The 21,084-nt window shown below is 60.4% G+C and carries 16 protein-coding genes; 3 read left to right on the top strand and 13 right to left on the bottom strand.

The window, feature by feature from the left end:
* Positions 1-25: 25 nt before the first annotated feature.
* From MOQ67_RS14100 to urtA, 9 genes are all read right to left on the bottom strand, one after another.
* Positions 26-598, bottom strand: coding sequence for a DUF2239 family protein (locus MOQ67_RS14100; protein ID WP_198718773.1), 573 nt, complete (start codon positions 596-598; stop codon positions 26-28).
* A 96-nt stretch (positions 599-694) separates the two neighbouring features.
* Positions 695-1,738: an aliphatic amidase gene (locus MOQ67_RS14095; protein WP_046488361.1), complete on the bottom strand. Its 1,044-nt coding sequence runs from the start codon at positions 1,736-1,738 to the stop codon at positions 695-697.
* Positions 1,739-1,753: 15 nt separating this feature from the next.
* The gene (locus MOQ67_RS14090; RefSeq protein ID WP_046383751.1) at positions 1,754-2,101 is read right to left on the bottom strand and encodes an FmdB family zinc ribbon protein; all 348 of its coding nucleotides are present in this window, start codon (positions 2,099-2,101) and stop codon (positions 1,754-1,756) included.
* A gap of 2 nt (positions 2,102-2,103) precedes the next feature.
* Positions 2,104-3,333, bottom strand: a complete 1,230-nt coding sequence (gene fmdA, locus MOQ67_RS14085) for a formamidase (protein WP_046383752.1) — start codon at positions 3,331-3,333, stop codon at positions 2,104-2,106.
* A 936-nt stretch (positions 3,334-4,269) separates the two neighbouring features.
* Positions 4,270-4,959, bottom strand: coding sequence for an urea ABC transporter ATP-binding subunit UrtE (urtE, locus tag MOQ67_RS14080; protein ID WP_046383753.1), 690 nt, complete (start codon positions 4,957-4,959; stop codon positions 4,270-4,272).
* A gap of 10 nt (positions 4,960-4,969) precedes the next feature.
* On the bottom strand, positions 4,970-5,728 hold the full coding sequence (gene urtD / locus MOQ67_RS14075; protein WP_046383754.1) for an urea ABC transporter ATP-binding protein UrtD: 759 nt from the start codon (positions 5,726-5,728) through the stop codon (positions 4,970-4,972).
* On the bottom strand, positions 5,725-6,885 hold the full coding sequence (urtC, locus tag MOQ67_RS14070; RefSeq protein WP_046488364.1) for an urea ABC transporter permease subunit UrtC: 1,161 nt from the start codon (positions 6,883-6,885) through the stop codon (positions 5,725-5,727). Before urtC ends, urtD begins: the two co-directional genes overlap by 4 nt.
* A gap of 10 nt (positions 6,886-6,895) precedes the next feature.
* Positions 6,896-7,813, bottom strand: a complete 918-nt coding sequence (gene urtB / locus MOQ67_RS14065; protein WP_010564283.1) for an urea ABC transporter permease subunit UrtB — start codon at positions 7,811-7,813, stop codon at positions 6,896-6,898.
* 169 nt (positions 7,814-7,982) lie between these two features.
* Positions 7,983-9,191: an urea ABC transporter substrate-binding protein gene (gene urtA / locus MOQ67_RS14060; RefSeq protein ID WP_024074866.1), complete on the bottom strand. Its 1,209-nt coding sequence runs from the start codon at positions 9,189-9,191 to the stop codon at positions 7,983-7,985.
* Positions 9,192-9,503: 312 nt separating this feature from the next.
* On the opposite strand from urtA, the gene MOQ67_RS14055 reads away from it, so the two are divergent.
* Together MOQ67_RS14055 and MOQ67_RS14050 are read left to right on the top strand one after the other, a co-directional pair.
* Entirely contained in the window at positions 9,504-12,881 is a 3,378-nt protein-coding gene (locus tag MOQ67_RS14055) for an ATP-binding protein (protein ID WP_046488368.1), read from the top strand.
* Positions 12,862-13,560, top strand: coding sequence for a response regulator (locus MOQ67_RS14050; protein WP_046383757.1), 699 nt, complete (start codon positions 12,862-12,864; stop codon positions 13,558-13,560). The genes MOQ67_RS14055 and MOQ67_RS14050 overlap by 20 nt, the downstream gene beginning before the upstream one ends.
* Here the strand turns inward: MOQ67_RS14050 and MOQ67_RS14045 are convergent.
* Together MOQ67_RS14045 and MOQ67_RS14040 are read right to left on the bottom strand one after the other, a co-directional pair.
* A complete protein-coding gene (locus MOQ67_RS14045; protein WP_079443613.1) occupies positions 13,557-14,669 on the bottom strand; it encodes an HD domain-containing phosphohydrolase in 1,113 nt (370 codons plus the stop codon). The genes MOQ67_RS14050 and MOQ67_RS14045 overlap by 4 nt on opposite strands.
* Positions 14,659-17,520 carry an ATP-binding protein gene (locus tag MOQ67_RS14040; RefSeq protein WP_307847387.1) on the bottom strand — a complete coding sequence of 954 codons (2,862 nt, stop codon included), beginning with the start codon at positions 17,518-17,520 and terminating at the stop codon, positions 14,659-14,661. Before MOQ67_RS14040 ends, MOQ67_RS14045 begins: the two co-directional genes overlap by 11 nt.
* Before the next feature lie 396 nt (positions 17,521-17,916).
* Between MOQ67_RS14040 and MOQ67_RS14035 the strand changes: the two genes are divergently transcribed.
* A complete protein-coding gene (locus tag MOQ67_RS14035; RefSeq protein ID WP_057004789.1) occupies positions 17,917-18,795 on the top strand; it encodes a GGDEF domain-containing protein in 879 nt (292 codons plus the stop codon).
* A gap of 130 nt (positions 18,796-18,925) precedes the next feature.
* Here the strand turns inward: MOQ67_RS14035 and MOQ67_RS14030 are convergent, their stop codons facing one another.
* Both MOQ67_RS14030 and MOQ67_RS14025 read right to left on the bottom strand, forming a co-directional pair.
* Positions 18,926-19,837, bottom strand: a complete 912-nt coding sequence (locus MOQ67_RS14030; RefSeq protein WP_198717517.1) for a DMT family transporter — start codon at positions 19,835-19,837, stop codon at positions 18,926-18,928.
* Between the two features lie 272 nt (positions 19,838-20,109).
* Positions 20,110-20,940, bottom strand: coding sequence for an IclR family transcriptional regulator (locus MOQ67_RS14025; RefSeq protein WP_046383761.1), 831 nt, complete (start codon positions 20,938-20,940; stop codon positions 20,110-20,112).
* Positions 20,941-21,084: the final 144 nt, after the last annotated feature.

The following is a 21,084-nucleotide window of genomic DNA, read 5'->3' as shown; positions in this document are numbered from 1 at the left end:
GGTAGTTCGAGTCCCTGGATGATGATCAGGCAGTGAAAGCGTTGCGCGACAGCCAAGCCAGGTACGTCTGCACGTCCACCGGCCAGAGCGCGATCTTGTTGGAAAAGTCTGCGGCGTTGTGGGCAAACAGCGCCCGCGAAGCCTCTTCGAAACCCGACAGGTCACCGCCGATGGCGCTCATGAAGCGATAGCTGGCCTCTTTGGCCTGGCGCATTTGATCACGACTGGCATGGGCATTGCGCGCTTCATCCACCAAGCGCCGCAACGCGGCCGACGCACCGCCACGCTGCTGGCTCAACCACTCCCAATGGCGCGGTAGCAAAGTCACTTCGCGGGCGACCACGCCCAGCTTGGGGCGCCCGACCGCAGGGGACGTCGGCGGCTCATCTGGTGCCTCTGCGGGCGCGGGCAGCTCGGGTGCATAACCCGGGGGCCAAGGGTAATCGACCTGGGTGCCGGTGGCATCGTCGAATACCAGGAAGCTGCCGGCCGGCAGATCAAGGTCTGCCAACGCCTGGGCAACGTGGGCATAGGGACCGTCCGCCACACGTCGGTGGTGAACGAAAGCGGTGCAACGAGGGGGATGTTGAGAGTCCATGATTTATACCCGGGTAGTATTTGTTTTACCCGGGTTATATTAGAGGGGAATTTTCAGACTGCAAGTCTTATTGCGCAGAACTACCCAGCGTATGCGTTACCTCGCGGTTTTTCCGTGGCCGTCATGGGGCAATTGCCCGACCGGGCAGGCGGCGACGCCCACGGTGCCGCGGGTGATTTTCTCCACGTTCTCCTGGGCTTTTTGCGCATCGAGCACCCAGGTGCGGTAGAACTCGAACGGGCAATCGGCCACGCCCTTGTCGCCGTCTCCCGAAGCATGCATACCGGTGTAGCCGCGGTGCAGCAGCTTGAACAGGTGGTTCTGCGACTGGTCATTGGCGCGCGCATCGCGGATCTGCGACACCGATAGCTGGGCGTACTGGATGCCCATCTCCTCTTCGCCGCATTCGCCTAGCGTGCGCCCGTCAAAACCGATGATCGCCGAGTGACCGAAGTACGAATACACACCATCAAACCCGGCGGCGTTGGCCACCGCCACGTAGCAGTTATTGGCCCAGGCCATGCTCTTGGACATCAGCACCTGCTGCTCCTTGGCCGGGTACATGTAGCCCTGGCAGCGCACGATCAACTCGGCGCCCTTCATCGCGCAATCGCGCCAGATCTCCGGATAGTTGCCGTCATCGCAGATGATCAGGCTGATTTGCATGCCTTTGGGCCCATCGCAGACGTAGGTGCGGTCGCCCGGGTACCAGCCTTCGATGGGGCACCAGGGAATGCACTTGCGATAACGCTGCACGATCTCGCCGAGGTTATTGATCAGCACCAGGGTGTTATAGGGCGCCTTGTGCGGATGCTCTTCGTGGCGTTCGCCGGTCAGGGAAAACACGCCCCAGGTGTTGGCCTGGCGACACGCGGCGGAAAAGATCGCGGTCTCTTCGCCGGGGATGCTTGCGGCGGTGGCCATCATCTCGTCGCGGTCGTACATGATGCCCATGGTGCTGTATTCCGGGAACACCACCAGGTCCATGCCCGGCAGGCCCTGCTTCATGCCGAGGATCATCTCGGCAATCTTCTTCGCGTTCTCGATGACCTCGGCCTTGCTGTGCAGGCGCGGCATCTTGTAGTTCACCACCGCGACACCGACGGTGTCCGGGCTGCTGGAAATATCGCCATGACGCATTGCAATGCTCCTGGTCTAGTGACTGATCATCCACGGCCGTGGACCGGTCTTGGTCTTGAGGCCCAGCGGGTTGGCCTTGCTCGGCAGCACCTTTTTGCTGGTGCCGCAGCAACTGCAACCGGCCGGGTGGCGACGGTTTTCCTGGTACTCGCCGACCGTTTGCGGCGCGTTGGCGCTGCGCTCGTTGCCGGCGATGGCCTTGCGCTGGTTGGTCGACAGCAGTTGCAAGGCCGGGGCCGACACCTGCAACGGCCCTCCCGGCCCGGCGCAGTACGGGCACTGGCTGGGTTCGTTGCGCTGGGCGATCGGCCGCAACATCGTGAACGTGCCGCACGCCTCGCAGGCGTATTCGTAGGTCGGCATGGCTACAGGTCCGGTGCGATGGGCAGGTCGACGCTGCCGTCGAGGAACTTGGTGGGACCGTTGGCGTTGGGGTTGATGTCGAACTCGAAGATTTCCGTAGGCAGCCACAAGGTCGCGCATGCATTCGGAATATCCACCACGCCGCTGATATGCCCTTGTACCGGTGCCGAGCCAAGCAGTGCATAGCCCTGGGCCGGTGAGTAGCCGAACTTGGTCAGGTAGTTGATCGCATTCAGGCACGCCTGGCGGTAGGCGATGTTGACGTCCAGGTAGTGCTGCTGGCCCTGCTCGTCGACCGAGATGCCTTCGAAGATCAGGTAATTCTTGTAGTTCGGCGTGATCGGGCTCGGCTTGAACACCGGGTTCTTGATCCCGTACTTGGCCATGCCGCCCTTGATCAGCTCGACCTTCATATGCACCCAGCCGGCCATTTCGATGGCGCCGCAAAAGGTGATTTCGCCGTCGCCCTGGCTGAAGTGCAAGTCGCCCACCGACAGCCCGGCACCCTTGACATAGACCGGGAAGAAGATCTTCGAGCCGCGGGACAAATCCTTGATATCGCAGTTACCGCCATGCTCACGCGGCGGCACGGTGCGCGCGCCGGTGGCGGCGGCATCGTCGCGGGCCTGGCCCTTGAGCTTGCCCATGTGCGCGGTGGCGGCCAGCGGCGCGTTGGCCAGCGGCGGGACACGGGTCGGGTTGGTGTCGATCAGTTCCTGTTCGCGACGGTTCCAGTCGGCGAGCATCACCGGGTCCGGCAGGCAGCCGATCAGGCCAGGGTGGATCAGGCCGGCGAAGTTCACCCCTGGAATATGCCGCGAGCTGGTGAACATGCCCTTGAAGTCCCAGATCGCCTTTTGCGCACTGGGGAAGTGATCGGTGAGAAAGCCACCGCCGTTCTGCCGCGAGAAAAAGCCGTTGAAGCCCCACTGGGAATCGGCCTTGGCGCCGATGTCGAGCAGGTCCACCACCAGCAAATCGCCCGGTTCGGCGCCGTGTACACCCACCGGGCCGGACAGATAATGCACGGTGGACAGGTCCACATCGCGCACGTCGCTGGCGTCGTCGTTGTTCTTGATCGCGCCAGCGGTCCAGTCGTAGGTTTCGAGGATGAAGTCATCGCCCGGCTTGACCCAGCAGGCCATCGGGATATCCGGGTGCCAACGGTTGTGGATCTGCTCGTTTTCGGTGACGGGTTGGTTGAGGTCGACTTTGATCAGCGTTTCGGTCATGGACTGGCTCCTGGACGGATGGCTTGTGGCGTTGAAACCAGTCTCGTGGAGCGAGGTAAAACGGGAAATACGTTGGATGACGTATGGCTCTGCCAGAGAGTGAAACCCAAACAAAAATGTAGGAGCTGGCTTGCCAGCGAAGGTCGTTAACGATAACGCGCATCGCCAGGATGAACGCGGCGCCTGGGCGTTTTTCGCCGGCAAGCCGGCTCCTACAGGTGGGTTCGCAGCCCTGCGTTTCTGTAGGAGCTGGCTTGCCAGCGAAGGTCGTTAACGATAACGCGCATCGCCAGGATGAACGCGGCGCCTGGGCGTTTTTCGCCGGCAAGCCGGCTCCTACAGGTCGGTTCGCAGCCCTGCTTTTCTGTAGGAGCTGGCTTGCCAGCGAAGGTCGTTAACGATAACGCGCATCGCCAGGATGAACGAGGCGCCTGGGCGTTTTTCGCCGGCAAGCCGGCTCCTACAGGGGGGGTCGCAGGTGTGCTTTTCTGTAGGAGCTGGCTTGCCAGCGAAGGTCGTTAACGATGACGCGCATCGCCAGGATGAACGCGGCGCCTGGGCGTTTTTCGCCGGCAAGCCGGCTCCTACAGGTGGGTTCGCAGCCCTGCTTTTCTGTAGGAGCTGGCTTGCCAGCGAGGGTCGTTAACGATGACGTGCATCGCCAGGATGAACGCGGTGCCTGGGCGTTTTTCGCCGGTGGGTTCGCAGGTGTGCGTTTCTGTAGGAGCTGGCTTGCCAGCGAAGGTCGTTAACGATGACGCGCGTCGCCAGAATGAACGCGGTGCCTGGGCGTTTTTCGCCGGCAGGTTCGCAGGTGCGCGTTTCTGTAGGAGCTGGCTTGCCGGCGAAGGTCGTTAACGATGACGCGCGTCGCCAGGATGAACGCGGTGCCTGGGCGTTTTTCGCCGGCAAGCCGGCTCCTACAATCGGTCGCTGCTAGACGGACAGGTAGCGGCTGATGGTTGCCTCGTCCACCCGATCCCGGGTTTCTTCGATCACGAACCGGCCCTTTTCGATCACCAAAAAGCGGTCGGCGATTTCCAGGGTGAACGACAGCACCTGCTCCGAGACCACGATGGTCAGGTCCCTTAAGTTGCGAATCTCCTTCAACGTGCGGGCGATGTCCTTGATGATCGACGGCTGGATGCCCTCCGTCGGTTCATCCAGCAGCAGCACCTTGGGGTTGGTCGCCAGCGCCCGCGCAATCGCCAACTGTTGCTGTTGCCCGCCGGACAGGTTGCCGCCCTTGCGCGACTGCATGTCGTAGAGCACCGGGAACAGCGCGTACAAGTCCTCCGGCACCTTGCCCCGCGCCGAGGCAGGCAGGCCGGTCTGGATGTTTTCCAGCACCGTCATGCTCGGAAAAATCATGCGGCCCTGGGGGACGTAGGCAATCCCGCGTTCAACCCGTTCATGGGTTTCCAGCGCCGACACATCGTGCCCGTCCACACTGACCTGGCCTTTCCACTGCGGCAGGATGCCCATCAAGCTCTTGAACAACGTGGTCTTGCCCATGCCGTTGCGGCCCATCACCGCGACGATCTCGCGCTTGGCCACGTTCAGGTCCAGGTCGTGGAGGATCTGGCTCTGCCCGTAGCCGCAGGACAACTGGTCGATCTTGAACATGCCGGACTCCTCAGTGGCCCAAATACACTTCGATGACTTTCGGATTACTTTGCACCGACTCCATGCTGCCCTCGGCGAGTACCTTGCCCTGGTGCAGCACCGTGACCTTGTGGGCGATGCTTTTGACAAACTCCATGTCGTGCTCGATCACCAGCACCGAGCGGCCCTGGCTGATGCGCTTGAGCAGCTCGGCGGTTTGCGCGCGTTCGTTGACGCTCATGCCGGCCACCGGTTCGTCGAGCATCAGCAGCTCGGGGTCCTGCATCAACAGCATGCCGATCTCCAGCCACTGCTTTTGCCCGTGGGACAGCAGGTCGGCCTGTTGTTGCAGCAAATCGCCAAGGAAGATCTCCCGCGCCACCTCCTCCACCCGTGCGATCACCTGGGCATTGCGCTTGAAAAACAGCGCACCCCAGACCTTGCGCCCGGCCGGGTAGGACATCTCGAGGTTCTCGAACACCGTGAGGTTTTCGTAGATCGACGGGTTCTGGAACTTGCGTCCGACCCCGGCGCGCACGATGTTGTATTCGCGCATCGTGGTCAGTTCCTGGCCGTCGAACTGGATGCTGCCGCTGGTGGCGCGGGTCTTGCCGCAGATCAGGTCGAGCACCGTGGTCTTGCCGGCACCGTTGGGGCCGATGACCACGCGCACTTCATTGCGGTCGATATACAGGTTGAGGTTGTCGACCGCCTTGAAGCCGTCGAATGACACGGTGAGACCTTCGATGGCCAGCACCGGTTTGTTCATTTCAAAGCCGACGGCGGTCATGGCTGGGTCTCCAGGATTTTGCTTTCAGTCTTGGGCTTGACCAGCGGCGCCACGGCTTTCACTGGTGGTTGACGGCGCAGCAGCCGGGCCAATGCCTGCCGACCATGGCTGTCCCACAAGCCGGCCAGGCCATTGGGGAAGTACATGACCACGGCGATGAACAGCCCGCCCATCAGGTACAGCCACAGCTCGGGAAAGGACTCGGAAAAGTAGGTCTTGCCATAGTTCACCAGCAGCGCGCCGTACACCGCGCCGAGCAGCGACATGCGCCCGCCCACGGCGGCAAAGATCACCATCTCGATCGACGGCACGATGCCCACGAACGACGGCGACATAAAGCCCACCTGCAACGCGAACATGGCCCCGCCAATCGCCGAGAACGCCGCGGCCACGCAGAACACGAAGATCTTGAAGCTGGCCACGTCATACCCGGAAAAGCGCACGCGCTCTTCCTTGTCGCGCATCGCCATCAACAACCGGCCAAGCTTGGACGCGAGGATGAAGCGGCCGATGAAGATGCAGCCGAACAGCAACCCGGCATTGATGAAGTACAGGAGCAGCTTCGCGCTGTCGGTGCGCAGGTCCCAGCCGAGCAGGGTCTTGAGGTCGGTGATGCCATTGACGCCGCCGGTCAGCCCTTGCTGGCCGACGATCAGCACGGTGAGGATCAGCGCAATCGCCTGGGTCACGATGGAGAAATACACATCGCCCACGCGCCGCTTGAACAAGGCCATGCCGATAATGAATGCGAGCAGCACCGGCACCGCAATCACCGCCACCAGGGTAAAGCTGAAACTGTGAAACGGTTGCCACAACCAGGGCAGCTCGGTGATCTGGTTCCAATCCATGAAGTCCGGGATGCCCGGCGTGGACTGGATCTTGGTACTTTCCGGGTCGGACGCTTCCAGCTTGAGGAACATCGCCATGCAGTAGCCGCCGACGCCGAAGAACACGCCCTGCCCCAGGCTGAGAATGCCGCCATAGCCCCAGCACAGCACCAGCCCCACCGCGACAAACGCGTAGGTCAGGTACTTGCCGACCATGTTCAGCCGGAACGCATCCAGGGTCAGGGGGAACACCACGAGAATCAGCAGCGCCAGCAGCGCGATGCCGATCAGGTTTTGCTGGCCGCCCAGCAGCTTGTCTAAAGCCTTCATCTGCTCGCCTCTACTTGCGCACTTTGATGGAGAACAACCCTTGCGGGCGCAGCATCAGGATCAGAATCACCGAGGACAAGGTCAGCACCTTGGCCATCGAGCCACTGAGGAAAAACTCCGACAGCGATTGCGTCTGGGCGATCACGAACGCCGAGGCAATGGTGCCGAACAGGCTTTGCGCGCCGCCGAACACCACCACCAGAAAGGTGTCGACGATGTACTGCGAACCCGCCGTCGGCCCGGTGGAACCGATGGTGGTGAACGCCGCACCGGCCACCCCGGCCACGCCGCAACCGAGGGCGAAGGTCATGCGGTCGACCTTGCGCGTATTGATCCCGACCGCGCGGCTCATCAGGCGATTCTGCACCGTCGCACGCACCTGCAGGCCCCAACGCGAGCGGTACAGCATCAGGAAGATCGCCGCCGTCAGCAGCACGGTCAGGGCCATCATGAACAGGCCGTTACGCGGGATTTCAATCGCGTCGGTGAAGTTCACCGAGCCCATCAGCCAGGCCGGCGGCTCGGCGCTGACCTCCCGGGCGCCGAACACCGAGCGGAAGGTTTGCTGCATCACCAGGGACAGGCCCCAGGTTGCCAGCAAGGTATCCAGCGGCCGCTTGTACAAGCGGCTGATCATCGCCCATTCCACCAACCAGCCCACCGCGCCGGCAACGAGGAACGACAGGGCAATGGCGAAGAAGAAGTAATAGGGTTGAAAACTCGGCGCAAAGTGCGCGGTGAGGCTGGAACACACGTAGGTGGTGTAGGCGCCGATGGTCAGGAATTCTCCGTGGGCCATGTTGATCACGCCCATCTGGCCGAAAATGATCGCCAGCCCCAACGCCATCAGCAACAGCACGCAGAACACGGACAAGCCGTTGAACCCCTGCATCGCCGCGATGGCTCCAAATTCCGATAGCCATTCCATGATGATGGTCTCCTGAGAGCGGGAGGTGATAGTTGGAATGCGATGTGCTTTTGCTCTATGTGGGAGGGGGCTTGCCCCCGATAGCGGTGGCTCAGTTATAGAAATGTCGACTGACACTCCGCTATTGGGGGCAAGCCCCCTCCCACATTTGAATCGGTGTGCTTGAAGGTTATTGGTAACCCTTTGGAAACGGGTTCGGTTCGATCAGATCCGACTCGTAGATCACCTTGAACTGGCCGTTGGGCTGCACTTCACCGATGCGCGACTTGCTCCACAGGTGGTGGTTCTCGTGAATCTTCACGTAGCCTTCGGGCGCGGTTTTCAGTTCGATGCCCGGGGAGGCGGCGACGACTTTATCCACGTCGAAACTGCCGGCCTTCTCCACCGCCGCTTTCCACAGCCATGGGCCGAGGTAAGCCGCCTGGGTCACGTCGCCGATCACCGCATCCTTGCCGTACTTGGCCTTGAAGGCTTCGACGAAGGCTTTGTTGTTCGGGTTGTCCAGGCTCTGGAAGTACTTCATCGAGGCATAGAAGCCGGCCATGTTTTCGCCGCCGATGCCGAGCAGTTCGTCTTCGGTCACCGACAGGGTCAACAGGGTTTGCTTGGACGCATTCACGCCCGCCGCGTTGAGCTGTTTGTAGAACGCCACGTTGGAACCGCCCACCACGGCGGCGAAGACCACATCAGGCTTTTTCAGCTTGACCTTGTTGATCAGCGAACCGAACTGGGTGTTGCCCAGCGGGTAGTAGTCTTCGCCGACCACGGTGCCGTGCAGTACGTTTTCAATGTGCTTGCGCGCGATCTTCATCGACGTGCGCGGCCAGATGTAATCGGAGCCGACCAGGTAGAAGGTCTTGGCGCCTTTGGTCTTGGCGATCCAATCCAGGCTGGCGAGGATCTGTTGGGTGGCTTCCTGCCCGGTGTAGATCACGTTTTTCGACTGTTCCAGGCCTTCGTAGAAGGTCGGGTAGTAGAGCAGGCCGTTTTCTTTCTCGAAGATCGGCAGCACGGCTTTACGCGAGGCCGAGGTCCAGCAGCCGAACACGGCGGCGACTTTGTCGTTGACCAACAGCTTCTTGGCCTTTTCGGCGAAGGTCGGCCAGTCGGAGGCGCCGTCCTCCTGGATCACTTTGATCTGGCGTCCCAGAATCCCGCCCGAGGCGTTGATTTGCTCGATGGCCAGGCGTTCGGCCTGGATCGAGCCGGTCTCGGAGATAGCCATGGTGCCGGTGGCCGAGTGCAACTGGCCGACGGTGACTTCGGTCGGCGTCACGGCCAGGCCTTCGTTGTCGGCCAGCACGCCCTGGCTGAACAGCGCGGCCGCCAGCAACGACAGGGCCAACAACGGTTTGGAGCGGATCAATCGTGGTTCCATGGGGCGACTCCTCTGCAATGAGGGCTCCAGCATGGCGGCAGCAGGCCAGCGCGGGTATACGCAGCCTGACGTAACGCAGTACGTCATTTGACGTATGCCGTTGCGCACCAATGCAGGGCAGGATCGCGCTCCCCTGGCCACTGCGATCCCATGTGGGAGGGAGCTTGCTCCCGATAGCGGTGGGTCAGTCAACTGATTGGCTACTGACCCACCGCTATCGGGAGCAAGCTCCCTCCCACATTTGGCTCCCAGCGCAGTCGAGGGCATGGAACTTGCTCACTCCCTTCGTCCACTCTGCGGAGCCTCACCATCGTGCAATCCCCTCCCGGCACCCAGCGCATCGTCAAGATCCGCCGCGACTACAACTCCTGGGTCGCCGACGAGACCATGGAAGACTACGCCCTGCGCTACACCCCCAAATCCTTTCGCAAGTGGTCGGAGCTGCGCATCGCCAACACCGCCCTGGGCGCGGTGTCGTTCCTGGCGCTGGAGGCGATCGGCGGCGTCTTGGTGCTGAGTTACGGCTTCACCAACACCTTCTGGGCGATCCTGGCCATCAGCCTGGTGATCTTCCTTACCGGCCTGCCCATCAGCTATTACGCCGCCCGCTATGGCGTGGACATGGACTTGCTGACCCGTGGCGCCGGCTTCGGCTATATCGGTTCGACCATCACCTCGCTGATCTACGCCAGCTTCACCTTCCTGTTCTTCGCCCTGGAAGCGGCGATCATGGCGCTGGCACTGGAGTTGTATTTTCATATCCCGCTGGCCTTCGCCTATGTGATCTGCTCGCTGCTGGTGATTCCGCTGGTGGCCTACGGCGTCACGCTGATCAGTCGCCTGCAACTGTGGACCCAACCGCTGTGGCTGTTTTTGCTGGTGTTGCCCTATGGCTTCGTGTGGTGGAAAAACCCCGACGCGTTCAGCGACTGGACCAGCTTTGTCGGGCGCAGCGGCGATGGCGGCGGTTTCAACCTGCTGGCGTTCTGCGCCGCCTGTACCGTGGCGCTGTCGCTGGTGACGCAGATCGGCGAGCAAGTGGACTACCTGCGCTTTCTCCCGGAAAAGACCGCCGCCAACCGCAAGCGCTGGTGGGCCGCCCTGCTCTGCTCCGGCCCCGGCTGGATTATCCCCGGCGCGTTGAAGATGTTTGGCGGCGCGTTCCTGGCGTTCCTTGCCCTGCAACATGAAATCCCCATGGAACGCGCCGCCGAGCCGACCCAGATGTACCTGGTCGCCTTCCGTTATGTGTTCAGCTCGCCGGAATGGGCCCTCGGCGCCATGGTGCTGTTCGTGTTCATCTCGCAGATGAAGATCAACCTGACCAACGCCTACGCCGGCTCCCTGGCCTGGTCGAACTTCTTCGCCCGCGTCACCCACAGTCACCCCGGGCGCGTGGTGTGGCTGGTGTTCAACGTGGCCATTGCGTTGATGCTGATGGAGCTGGGCGTGTTCGACGTGATCGATCAGGTGCTGGGGCTGTACGCGAATATTGCGATTGCCTGGATCGGTACATTGGTCGCCGACCTGGTGATCAACAAGCCCCTAGGACTGTCGCCCAAACACATCGAGTTCAAGCGCGCGCACCTCTACGACATCAATCCGGTGGGTGTCGGCTCGATGCTGATTGCCTCGCTGCTGTCGATCCTCGCCCACTTCGGCCTGTTTGGCGCCCTGGCCCAGGCCGCGCCGCCCTTCGTCGCCCTCGGCACGGCGCTGGTGATGGCGCCGCTGTTGGCCTGGATGACCCAGGGCAAGTACTACATCGCACGCACCAGCGACGCCCAATTGATTCACCCAGTGGCACCCGCCACCCATGCGGTCTGCGGGCTGTGCAGCAACCCGTTCGAGACGGCGGACATGGCGTTCTGCCCGGCCTACAGCACGCCCATCTGTTCGTTGTGTTGCTCATTGGATGCGCGCTGCGGCGACCGTTGCAAACCCCATGCGCGGCTGGTCAGCCAGTTCGAAGGCGTGCTGCGCCGGTTGCTGCCCAACAGCCTGATGCCGCGCCTGCATACGCGGCTGGCCCATTACCTGGGGCTGTTATCGGTGCTGGTGCTGCTGCTCGCCGGCGCCCTGGCCTTGATCTACGTGCAGGCGGCCCAGGGTTTGCCGCATTCCGAGACCTTGTACCAGGCGTTCTTCAAAGCGTTCCTGACCCTGTCGGTGCTGGCCGCCGTGCTCGCCTGGTGGGTGGTGCTGACCCGCGAAAGCCGCCGCGTCGCCCAGCAGGAATCCGACCGTCAGACCCTGCTGCTGATGCAGGAAATCGACGCCCACAGCCTCACCGACCAGGCCCTGCAACAGGCCAAGGAAGCCTCGGAAGCCGCCAACGCCGCCAAGAGCCGCTACGTCACCGGGCTGTCCCACGAGCTGCGCACACCGCTGAACAGCATCCTCGGTTTCACCCAGATCCTGCAGCGCGACAGCGCCATGCCCGAGCAACACCAGGACGCGCTGGCGACCATCCTGCGCAGCGGCTCGCACTTGCTGTCATTGATCGACGGCCTGCTCGACGTGGCCAAGATCGAGGCCGGCAAATTGCGCCTGGAACTCACCGAAATCCCCTTCCCCGAACTGATCCACGACCTGGAGCAGATGTTCACCCCCCAAGCCCAGGACAAGGGCCTGCGCTTTCGCCTGGACTGCGTCGGCAAGATCCCCGCCGTGGTGCGCGGTGATGAAAAACGCGTGCGCCAGATCCTGATCAACCTGCTCGGCAATGCGGTGAACTTCACCGACAGCGGCGAAGTGTGCCTGCGGGTCAGCTACATGCGCGAGACCGCCAACTTTGAAATCATCGACACCGGCATCGGCATCGACCCCGGGCAGATCGAGCGGATCTTCCAACCGTTCGAGCGCGGCGACCTGATGCGCCAGGACAAAGGCGTAGGCCTGGGGCTGACCATCACGCGCATGCTCACCGCGCTGATGGGCGGCGAGCTACGCGTTACCAGCGAGCTGGACAAGGGCACCTGTTTCCAGGTGCGCCTGTTCCTGTCCCAGGTACGCGCGCCGCAGGCGGTGGTGCATGTGGAACACGACATCATCGGCTACCAGGGCGCACGCCGGCGCATTCTGGTGGTGGACGACCATGTGGACCACCGCAAGGTGCTCAGCGGCATGCTCACACCTCTGGGCTTTGAGGTGATCCAGGCGAGCAACGGCCAGGATGCAATTCGCCAGGTCGCGCTGCTGGCGCCGGACCTGATCCTGATGGACCTGTCGATGCCGACCCTGGACGGCCTGGAAACCAGCCGGCTGATCCGCCGTAATGCGCTGTCCACCGCGCCGATCATCGTGATCTCGGCCAACGCCTTTACCGACGACCGCGAGCGCAGCATCGCCGCCGCCTGCAACGACTACCTGGCCAAGCCGGTGCGTACCCCGGAACTGCTCGGACGCCTGCAACAACACCTCGGCCTGCAATGGCTGCGACGCACCAAAACCTTCGTCGCACCGCCACCACCCAGCGTGCTGCCGAGCGCCGACGACCTCGCCGTGCTCGCCGAACTCAGCGCGATCGGCTACGTGCGGGGGCTGCACGAAAAACTCGACACGATCCTCGAACACCGCCCGGACGCCGCACCGTTCATCAGCAAAGTGCGCGGGTTGCTCAAGGGTTTCCGCCTGGATGAACTCAACCGAACCCTCAAGGAGGCCGAAGATGAATGTACTCACCCGTAGCACTGAACCCGGCGTGGTACTGATCGTCGACGACACCCCGGACAACCTGGCCATGCTCTCCGACGCCCTCGACGACGCCGGCTACATGGTGCTGGTGGCGCTCGACGGGCTCAGCGCGCTGAACCGCGTGCAACGCCGGCGCCCGGACCTGATCCTGCTGGACGCGATGATGCCGGGCCTGGACGGTTTCGAGACCTGCCGCCGGCTCAAGGCGTTACCTGCCAGCGCGGACATCCCGGTGGTGTTCATGACTGGGCTGACCGACAGCAAGCATGTGGTGCAAGGCTTTGAAGTGGGCGGCAGCGACTACGTGACCAAGCCGATCCAGACCGACGAGGTGCTGGCGCGGGTGGCGGCGCATTTACGCACCTCGCGCATCCTGCTGTCGGCGCGGGCGGCGACGCAACCGAGTGTGTTGACCCTGGAGGATGAGCCGGCGCACAAGCTGTTGTCGGCACGCTTTCAACTGACCGAGCGCGAGGTCGAGGTGCTGCGCTGGGTGGCGTGCGGCAAGACCAATCGGGACATCGGCGATATCTTGGGGCTGAGCCCGCGGACGGTGAACAAGCACCTGGAACATGTGTATGTGAAGTTGGGTGTGGAGACGCGCACGGCGGCGACGTCGGTGGCCTTGGCCGCGATGAGCCCGAGCCGAGCGCCCATGTTGGCGACGCTTTAATGTGGGGGCTGGCCAGTGCCCGCATCGGCTTGTCGTTGCTTGTGTACGCCAGCCAGTTCGGCGTCATCCTCGATGAGTTGTTCAACCGGGCCGAAACAGCGGCGCATCACCGTCACCAGCTCCGGATCAAAATGCACGCCCGATTGTTCAAGAATATAGGCCTGCGCCCGTTCAGGGCTCCAGGCCCGCTTATAGGGACGTTCCATACGCAACGCGTCATAGACATCACACAACGCGACAATCCTTGCCGACAGCGGAATGTCCTTTCCGGCAAGCCCTTGCGGATAGCCGCTGCCGTCCCATTTTTCATGGTGACCATAGGCAATGTCCGCGGCCATATCGGTCAGGTCCGTGGCGTGTGCATCTTGCAGGATTGCATGGCCGATGCGCGGATGCTCCATCATCTGCTGACGTTCCGGCACGGTTAATGGGCCTTCCTTGTGCAAGATCCGATCAGGAATGCCGATTTTCCCCAAGTCATGCATCGGCGCCGCCAATCGAATCAGCTCGCACCACCTCTGCGGCATACCGATTGCTTCGGCCATCAAGGCCGCGGTTTCGCCAATGCGCAATACATGGGCGCCCGTTTCATCATCGCGATAGCAGGCCGCGCGACTCAATGCGCGGATCATGGCGCAATAACTTTCCTGCAACTGAGCGGTGCGCTCAAACACCCTTTGCTCCAACTCGCTGTTCAGGTCCTGCAACTGGCGGGTGGCATGGGACAAGCGCAGAGCGTTGCGTATGCGCAATAGCAGCTCAGGCAAATCCAACGGTTTGGTCAGATAATCGTTGGCCCCCAGTTCAAGGCCGAGACGGCGGCTTTGCGGCTCGCTCAATGCCGTCAAGATAATCACGGGAGACCTTGAGCGATTGCGATCACTGAGTTGGCGCAGAATCTCAAACCCATCGGGCGCGGGCATATCCAGATCCAATAGCAGCAGATCCCACGGTTGCTCTTTGAGCCAAACCAGCCCGCTGGCCGAGTCGGCGAAACTCAAGACGTTGCGCAAACCGAAGGCTTTCAGGCTGGACTCCAGCAAGCGCAGGTTCGCAGCCACATCATCGATAATCACAATTCGGGTATCGGCGGGGATATCACTGAACATTCGGTTTCTCCACTTGCATCATCGCGCGTATGAGTTCGCGTAGCTCATTGGGTTCCAGCGGTTGTTTAAGCACTGCTTGAAACTCACACCCCAACGTCGCGAGCATGTGTGGTGATGTACACAGCAGAATAAGGAGGATTTGATCGCCACCTGGCAAACGTCGTAACCGCGACAGCGCGTCGATCAAGTCATTTCCCAGTAAGTCACAGTCAATCAGCATGACGTCCGGCGCCGTGTCGCGCCGTACCTGCTCCAGACACTGCGCAAGCGTTCCGTGGCGCAGGTCCACCATGCCCGTCAACGTGTCTTCAAGACAGCGCAGCGTCTTGTCGTCCTGCCCCACGAAACACAGCGAGAGCAAGCGCTTGTGGACCTTGGGTGCCGCGATGCCTTGGGGCAGATCGACCCAAAAGCGACTGCCGACACCCGTTTCGCTGATAAGCCCCATGCTGCCGTTCATCAACGTGGCGAGTTCTCGGCACAACGCAAGGCCGATACCGGTGCCTTGGATCGCAGTGTTTTCCTGGCCCAAACGCTGGAACGGCTCGAACAGCGCGCCTTGCAGGGCCGCGGAAATACCTGCGCCGCCATCTTCGACAAACACCCGCACGCGCCCCTTGTCATGGAGTTCAGCCCCCATGAACAAGCGACCGTGAGGGCGGTTGTACTTGATGGCGTTGGACAGCAGGTTCAGCAGGATCTGGCGCAGGCGTCTGGCATCGGCCAGCACACTCAGCGCGGGGCTCGTCGACTGCAACTCAAGGTCAAGACCCGCAGCCTTGGCCTGGGAACGGACCATTTCGGCACATTCGCGCATCAGTCCGTCGACCTCCAGGACACGCATCTGCAAGCGCGGCGCCTCCGCCTGCAGGCTCGACCAGTCGAGCAAATCGTCGACCAGGTGAGCCAGGTGCTGGCTGGCGCCCAGGATCTCATCAAGGGATTTGGCCTCCTCCTGCCCATCGGCCACTTGCAGGCGCAATAACTGGGCGAATCCATGAATCGAATTCAGCGGTGTGCGTAATTCGTGGCTCATGCTGGAGATAAAACGCGACTTCGCCTTGCTCGCCCCTTGCGCTTCAAGGGTACGGCGACGCAGATCCTCTTCAACCTGTTTAAGCGTGTCGATATCGACAAACGTACCCGCGGATAAACGCATGCGCGCATCGGGAGACTCGATCAGGCGTCCACGGCACAAAAACCAGATTGGCGAGCCATCGGGCCGCAATAAACGTAACTCCAGGTCGATCACCGACGCGGTGCCGGTGCGCAACGCGTTGAGCGCCTGATCAAGCGCCTGCACATCTTCGGGGTCGACGTGATCGTAAAAACAGAAGCGCTCCAGTTGGCACGCCGGCACCCCGAAACGCGTGCAGAACGCTTCGCTCAACGACAGGCGATCAGTATCCAGGCGGTATTCCCAGAGCCCGGCGGTGATGCTTTCAACGACAAGATTGAGGCGGTTCTGCGCCGCGTTGCGCCGTGCTTCACTGGATGACAGTTGGGCGCCCATTGACAGCACGTTGCCCGCCATTTCATCCAGCTCACGAATGCTCGAACGCGCGCGCTGCGGGAGCCACTGGCCGTGACCAATTTGCTGCAGCATGTCTCTGATATCGCGGATCGGCCGCCGCAGGCTATGGCTCAATTTGCGCGCACGAATCCACATGTAACTGAAGAACGCGAGGTAAAACATCACCAGGCCGGCAATCATCAAATAGCCGATGTTGCGGTAATGGAGCGCCAAGCTGTTCGTGGCCGCCATGACGTCCTCTTCATCGGCGACCGCCAGCAATCGCCAGCCCGCCGGCTTCACTTCGGCCCATGCGACCAGATGGGAGCGCCCGTTGAGCACGATTTCGGCGCTGCCACGACTATTGCGCGCGACAGCGGCCGCCAACTCCCGAGGGTCCACCGCATCGATCAGATTTGAACCCGCAAGGTTGACCGCGCCTTCATTCGTGGCCTTTGCCCCCGTACCACTCCAGTTGCCTTTTTCAAAGTCATGTTCGGCTTCGGGCGGTAACACCATGATCTTCATGTCCGCGCCGACGAGCATCAAGTACCCGCCCCACGGCACCTTAAGCGTGGAAATTTCTTTCAGCAGATCGCCCACGGTGATATCCAGCCCGACCACGCCTTCGAGAAAGTTGCGCTCATAAACAGGCGCGATCGCGGACATCATCAAGCCATGACCCGCCGGGTCGAGGTAGACGTCAGTCCAGCGAACCCCTCGCTGCGGGTTATGTTCGGCATCGGCCAGATAATAAAAGTTATAACCGGGTATCTGCATATCATGCGGATATTGTTCATCGGCACGAATCCACGGATAAATCCGGTTGTAACTGTCCCACGTATTGAAATAGACACTGGCGACCATCGCTTCATGATCTTTGATCGCACGCATCAATGGGTCGAGGCTGGACAACTTCTGCACTTTACCCAGGTTCTGTTGCGCGACAGGTGTGACCGACGAGTAGAACGACGCCGCTCCGCCCAGGTCTTTTCCACTGTAAAGAGCCCCATCAGCAGAAGTGCTTAATGTTTCACTCAAGGGTGTTGAAGCGGCACGCAGTGAGTTAGCCGTCATATCCGCAAATAGCTGAGTGACATCGGCGATGTGGGTTAATTGATCTTGGATGATTCGGGTGTTTTGGTCGGCAGTTGCGCCAAGGCTTTCAATTGCACTGCGTTCCAAATAATCGAGTTGCGATACACGGATCGCCTGATTGGTCAGCAGGTAACAAGCAATCAGAATCGTCTCCACCAGGACCAACGGGATTAATGCACTCTGCATGAACGCCCGCCAGATCCACTGACGCAAGCCTATTTGAGAAGAGCTTTCATTCACTACCAGCACTCCTGCAAATGGCATCAGCCTGTTATTTGTATAGTGGCAATACGATGTCAAAAAAACGATAGCTCATTCGGTGAAACGTTTCCATACTTTTTATGAGGGCAATCATTGAAAATGACTGGAGCGCTGTACTGCGCGCCGCAAGCGAAATGGAAGAATCAAGCGCGGCGGTCAATCGTCTGCTGACTGGGCTTGGCTCGCATCAAGGCGGATAAATCCAGGGCAAACAGCTTCCGCATTTAGGCAGACACCATCGCACCAAGCAAGAGTGGCATGAGGTCGTATTCGCCTGGCATACGTGCTCCCATACTTGCCGGTAAGATTACTCGCCGCTGGCCTTATCGATCAGGCTATGATCGCGCTCTATGAATCGGATATCCCCCATGACTTATGGCCGTTGACCTACAAGCGCTCTACCCCAAACTGATCCATCTGATGTTGGATACAGTGTTTGTGGTTGATAGAGACGACCACATTGTTTTTGTGAGTGATGCCTGTGAGGCCCTGCTGGGTTACCGTCCTGACGAGCTGAACGGCACCCCTATCACCCGCTATATGCATCCTGAAGACCTGGCTAGCACACGGGACTCGATTGCCCGCGTCATGAATGGTCAATTCCACTTCGATTTCCGCAACCGTTACATCCGCAAGGACGGAGGCGTCGTGTACATCCTGTGGGCGGCATTCTGGTCGGAAGAGGTTGGTGCAAGGATTGGCGTCGCACGCAACGTGACGGCTTTGACTCAGGCCGAGGAGGAGTTACGTTTCCTCGCGCATCATGATCCGCTGACAAAACTAACCAACCGCTCGATTTTCAGTGATCGACTGAAATCTGCCCTGCACGTCGCGCACCGTCACAATAGTCAGTTGGCTTTGCTGTTTCTGGATATCAATGACTTCAAGAGTATCAATGACGTCCATGGCCACGCCGCGGGGGATCGTATTCTTTGCATGATTGCTCGACGTCTAGAAAGCTGCATACGTGAGACGGATACCGTGGCCCGGATGGGCGGCGATGAATTTACGGTGCTGTTGACCGATATCCAGTCGAGAGACGCCATTTCCAAGAAGTTAGAACAGATTCACGACGTCATGGCTGCGCCACTACCGCCTGAATTCGGCGCACTCAAGATGCCGTCGTGCAGTATCGGCGTTGCCTATTATCCCGAGGACGGCAAGGATGCCGACACATTGCTCACCTACTCGGATAATGAAATGTACCGGATGAAAAGGCATCGTTTTTTAGACAATAAAGAGCCCGGTACATAAGTCAAACTCAAGAAGTGCGTCCGCCCGGCCAAGTCATCCAGCGGACGGCGCAAAAACGAGACATGGTATTCACTTACGTAGTCACCCGCCCATCAGATGAGAAATCGTTGAGGGCAGTTGAGTGGTTGGATCAATCCGAGGCAGGTGCGGGTTCTTGCTTCGGTTTGCTCTTGCTGAGAACGAACCACACCGCTAAACAAATAAGCCCGCCGCCGTACAAATGTGCCGCCGAAAGACGTTCACCAAGGAACATCACCCCCCACAGCACGCCAAAGGGAGGGATAAGGAAGGTCACGCTCAGCGAACGCACCGGCCCGATATCCGCGATCAGGCGGAAATACAGAATGTACGCACACGCAGTGCAGATGAAACCCAGCGCAACCAGTGCTATCCAAACCTGCGGGTTACCCCAGGTCGTCGGTGGGTTTATCGCGGTTGAGATTCCAAAGAACGGCACGAGAAACAGCGTCGCGCCAATCTGACTGCCAAAAGCTACGAGTTTCGCGTCCAGCCCCCCCTTGTCAGCTACCCATCGTTTAGCCAGAAATCCGGCTGCGCCGTAACAACCGGTGGCGACTAAACACGCCAGCGCGCCCATGACCACGCTCATTGAAAGTGTGACGGGGCCGGTGCTGGTCAGCAACGTAATGCCCATAATCCCGATCAACACGCCGGCGGCTTTTTTCAGTGTCAACGGATCGTTGAAACACATCCAACCGATCAAGACGCCCATCATCGGTGTGGTCGCATTGAAAATGGCTGAATAGCCGGCAGGTAACAGCAGTGCCGCCACGCTATACATCAAAAATGGGATGCCCGAATTGATAACACCCAACACCATGATCTGCCGGAGCTTGCCGTTGAAGTCGACGCTGGTGTTTAAAATGGCAAGAATGACGGCCAAGCCAATGGCCCCCAACAACACGCGGAAAAATGCCGTCGGCAATGCGCCCAGAACAGGAGCCGAGATACGCATGAAGAGAAAACTGGCGCCCCAGATCGCCGCCAGCGCAAGTAGTCGAACATAATCGGATAATTTCATGGGTTGCCTCCGGCGCTGTTCGTTAACTAAAAAGATGACTCGAGAGTTGCATCGCTGATGTCGGGCAATCCAAAAAGTTGTTGCAGTAGTTAAGGGGAAAAGGCCAGTTATACGGAAGCCATGGTGGACGCCTCTAAGTTTGGAGTCTCACCGTAAGGGAGTTCGAAATGTACCCGCACTCCGATTCTTGCTGCCGAAAACGGATGTGCGGCAAGGGGCTTGGACGCTACGCTCTGGAGCTGGCGCGCAGCGGGTCTCGGTATCTGGATGACCTACCCACCAAAGGTCTGTGAGGGCCGGCGCAGCGTCGGATCAAACGGATTGATCCGGGGCCCGATCGCCGCCGCTTCGCGCTTGAGCAACTCCACCACCATCGGCAAGCGACTCGGCCCCAATCGGTCACTGATGGTCGCCACGCTCAATGCTGCCACCGCATGGCCGTCCCGGTTCAGGATCGGCACCGCCAATCCCGCCATGCCTTCCAGCACGCCGGTATTGCGCGCCGCATAACCCAGATTGCGCACGTTCTCCACTTCCGAACGCAACAGCACCTCGTCATACAGGTGAAAATCCTTGAGCCTTGGCAAGTTGTAGCGGATCACCGTCTCGCGCTCTTCCTCCGGCAAAAAGGCCAGGATCGCCAGGCTGCCCTGCCCCACGCCCAATGCCACGCGCCCGCCGATATCACCCGTGAAAGTTCGAATCGGGTACGGGCCTTCGCTGCGGTCCAGGCAGATCGCATCAAAGCCGCTGCGCGCCAGCAAAAACAATGAATCCCCCAGGGACGCACTGAGGCGCAGCATGCTCGGCCTTACCAGGTCGCGCAGGTTGCCGGTCTTGCCCGCGTTCGCCGCCAGAGCGAAGAACTCCAGGCTCAGGCGGTAGCGTTTGCTGCGCGCGTCCTGCTCGACCATACCTTCATCCATCAGGCTGCGCAGCAGGCGGTGGGTGGTGGGTTGGGACAGGCCGACCTGTTGTGCGAGCTGAGTCACGCGTTCGCCGCCGTCGGGCACGCCGCCCAAGGTACGCAGCAATGCGAACAAGCGAGACACGCCGCCCGCACCCACTTCCTTGGTATTTTCATTCCGCTCAGTAGAATTCATAGCGTGTTATCTCATCAATAATTCTTGTCAGTGAATAAAACTGAAAAAAACACTCCATTCAGTGAAATTCTATCTTTCGCCCATCCTAGTCTTCGTCCTAATCTGCGTCCACAGGGGCGAAATGAACAACAACCGGCAGCCGAC

Source organism: Pseudomonas sp. LY-1 (genome assembly GCF_053502595.1).
The sequence above is the reverse complement of the archived record's forward strand: the minus strand, read 5'-3'. Positions and strand labels throughout refer to the sequence as shown.

Coding starts and splice junctions, on each gene's coding strand:
- MOQ67_RS14090 (WP_046383751.1), bottom strand. CDS start 2,101: ATGCCGACCTACGAATACGCCTGCGAGGCGTGCGGCACGTTCACGATG.
- urtC (WP_046488364.1), bottom strand. CDS start 6,885: ATGAAGGCTTTAGACAAGCTGCTGGGCGGCCAGCAAAACCTGATCGGC.
- MOQ67_RS14030 (WP_198717517.1), bottom strand. CDS start 19,837: ATGAAATTATCCGATTATGTTCGACTACTTGCGCTGGCGGCGATCTGG.
- urtB (WP_010564283.1), bottom strand. CDS start 7,813: ATGGAATGGCTATCGGAATTTGGAGCCATCGCGGCGATGCAGGGGTTC.
- urtE (WP_046383753.1), bottom strand. CDS start 4,959: ATGTTCAAGATCGACCAGTTGTCCTGCGGCTACGGGCAGAGCCAGATC.
- urtD (WP_046383754.1), bottom strand. CDS start 5,728: ATGACCGCCGTCGGCTTTGAAATGAACAAACCGGTGCTGGCCATCGAA.
- MOQ67_RS14095 (WP_046488361.1), bottom strand. CDS start 1,738: ATGCGTCATGGCGATATTTCCAGCAGCCCGGACACCGTCGGTGTCGCG.
- urtA (WP_024074866.1), bottom strand. CDS start 9,191: ATGGAACCACGATTGATCCGCTCCAAACCGTTGTTGGCCCTGTCGTTG.
- MOQ67_RS14025 (WP_046383761.1), bottom strand. CDS start 20,940: ATGAATTCTACTGAGCGGAATGAAAATACCAAGGAAGTGGGTGCGGGC.
- MOQ67_RS14100 (WP_198718773.1), bottom strand. CDS start 598: ATGGACTCTCAACATCCCCCTCGTTGCACCGCTTTCGTTCACCACCGA.
- MOQ67_RS14050 (WP_046383757.1), top strand. CDS start 12,862: ATGAATGTACTCACCCGTAGCACTGAACCCGGCGTGGTACTGATCGTC.
- MOQ67_RS14045 (WP_079443613.1), bottom strand. CDS start 14,669: ATGTTCAGTGATATCCCCGCCGATACCCGAATTGTGATTATCGATGAT.
- MOQ67_RS14035 (WP_057004789.1), top strand. CDS start 17,917: ATGGCCGTTGACCTACAAGCGCTCTACCCCAAACTGATCCATCTGATG.
- fmdA (WP_046383752.1), bottom strand. CDS start 3,333: ATGACCGAAACGCTGATCAAAGTCGACCTCAACCAACCCGTCACCGAA.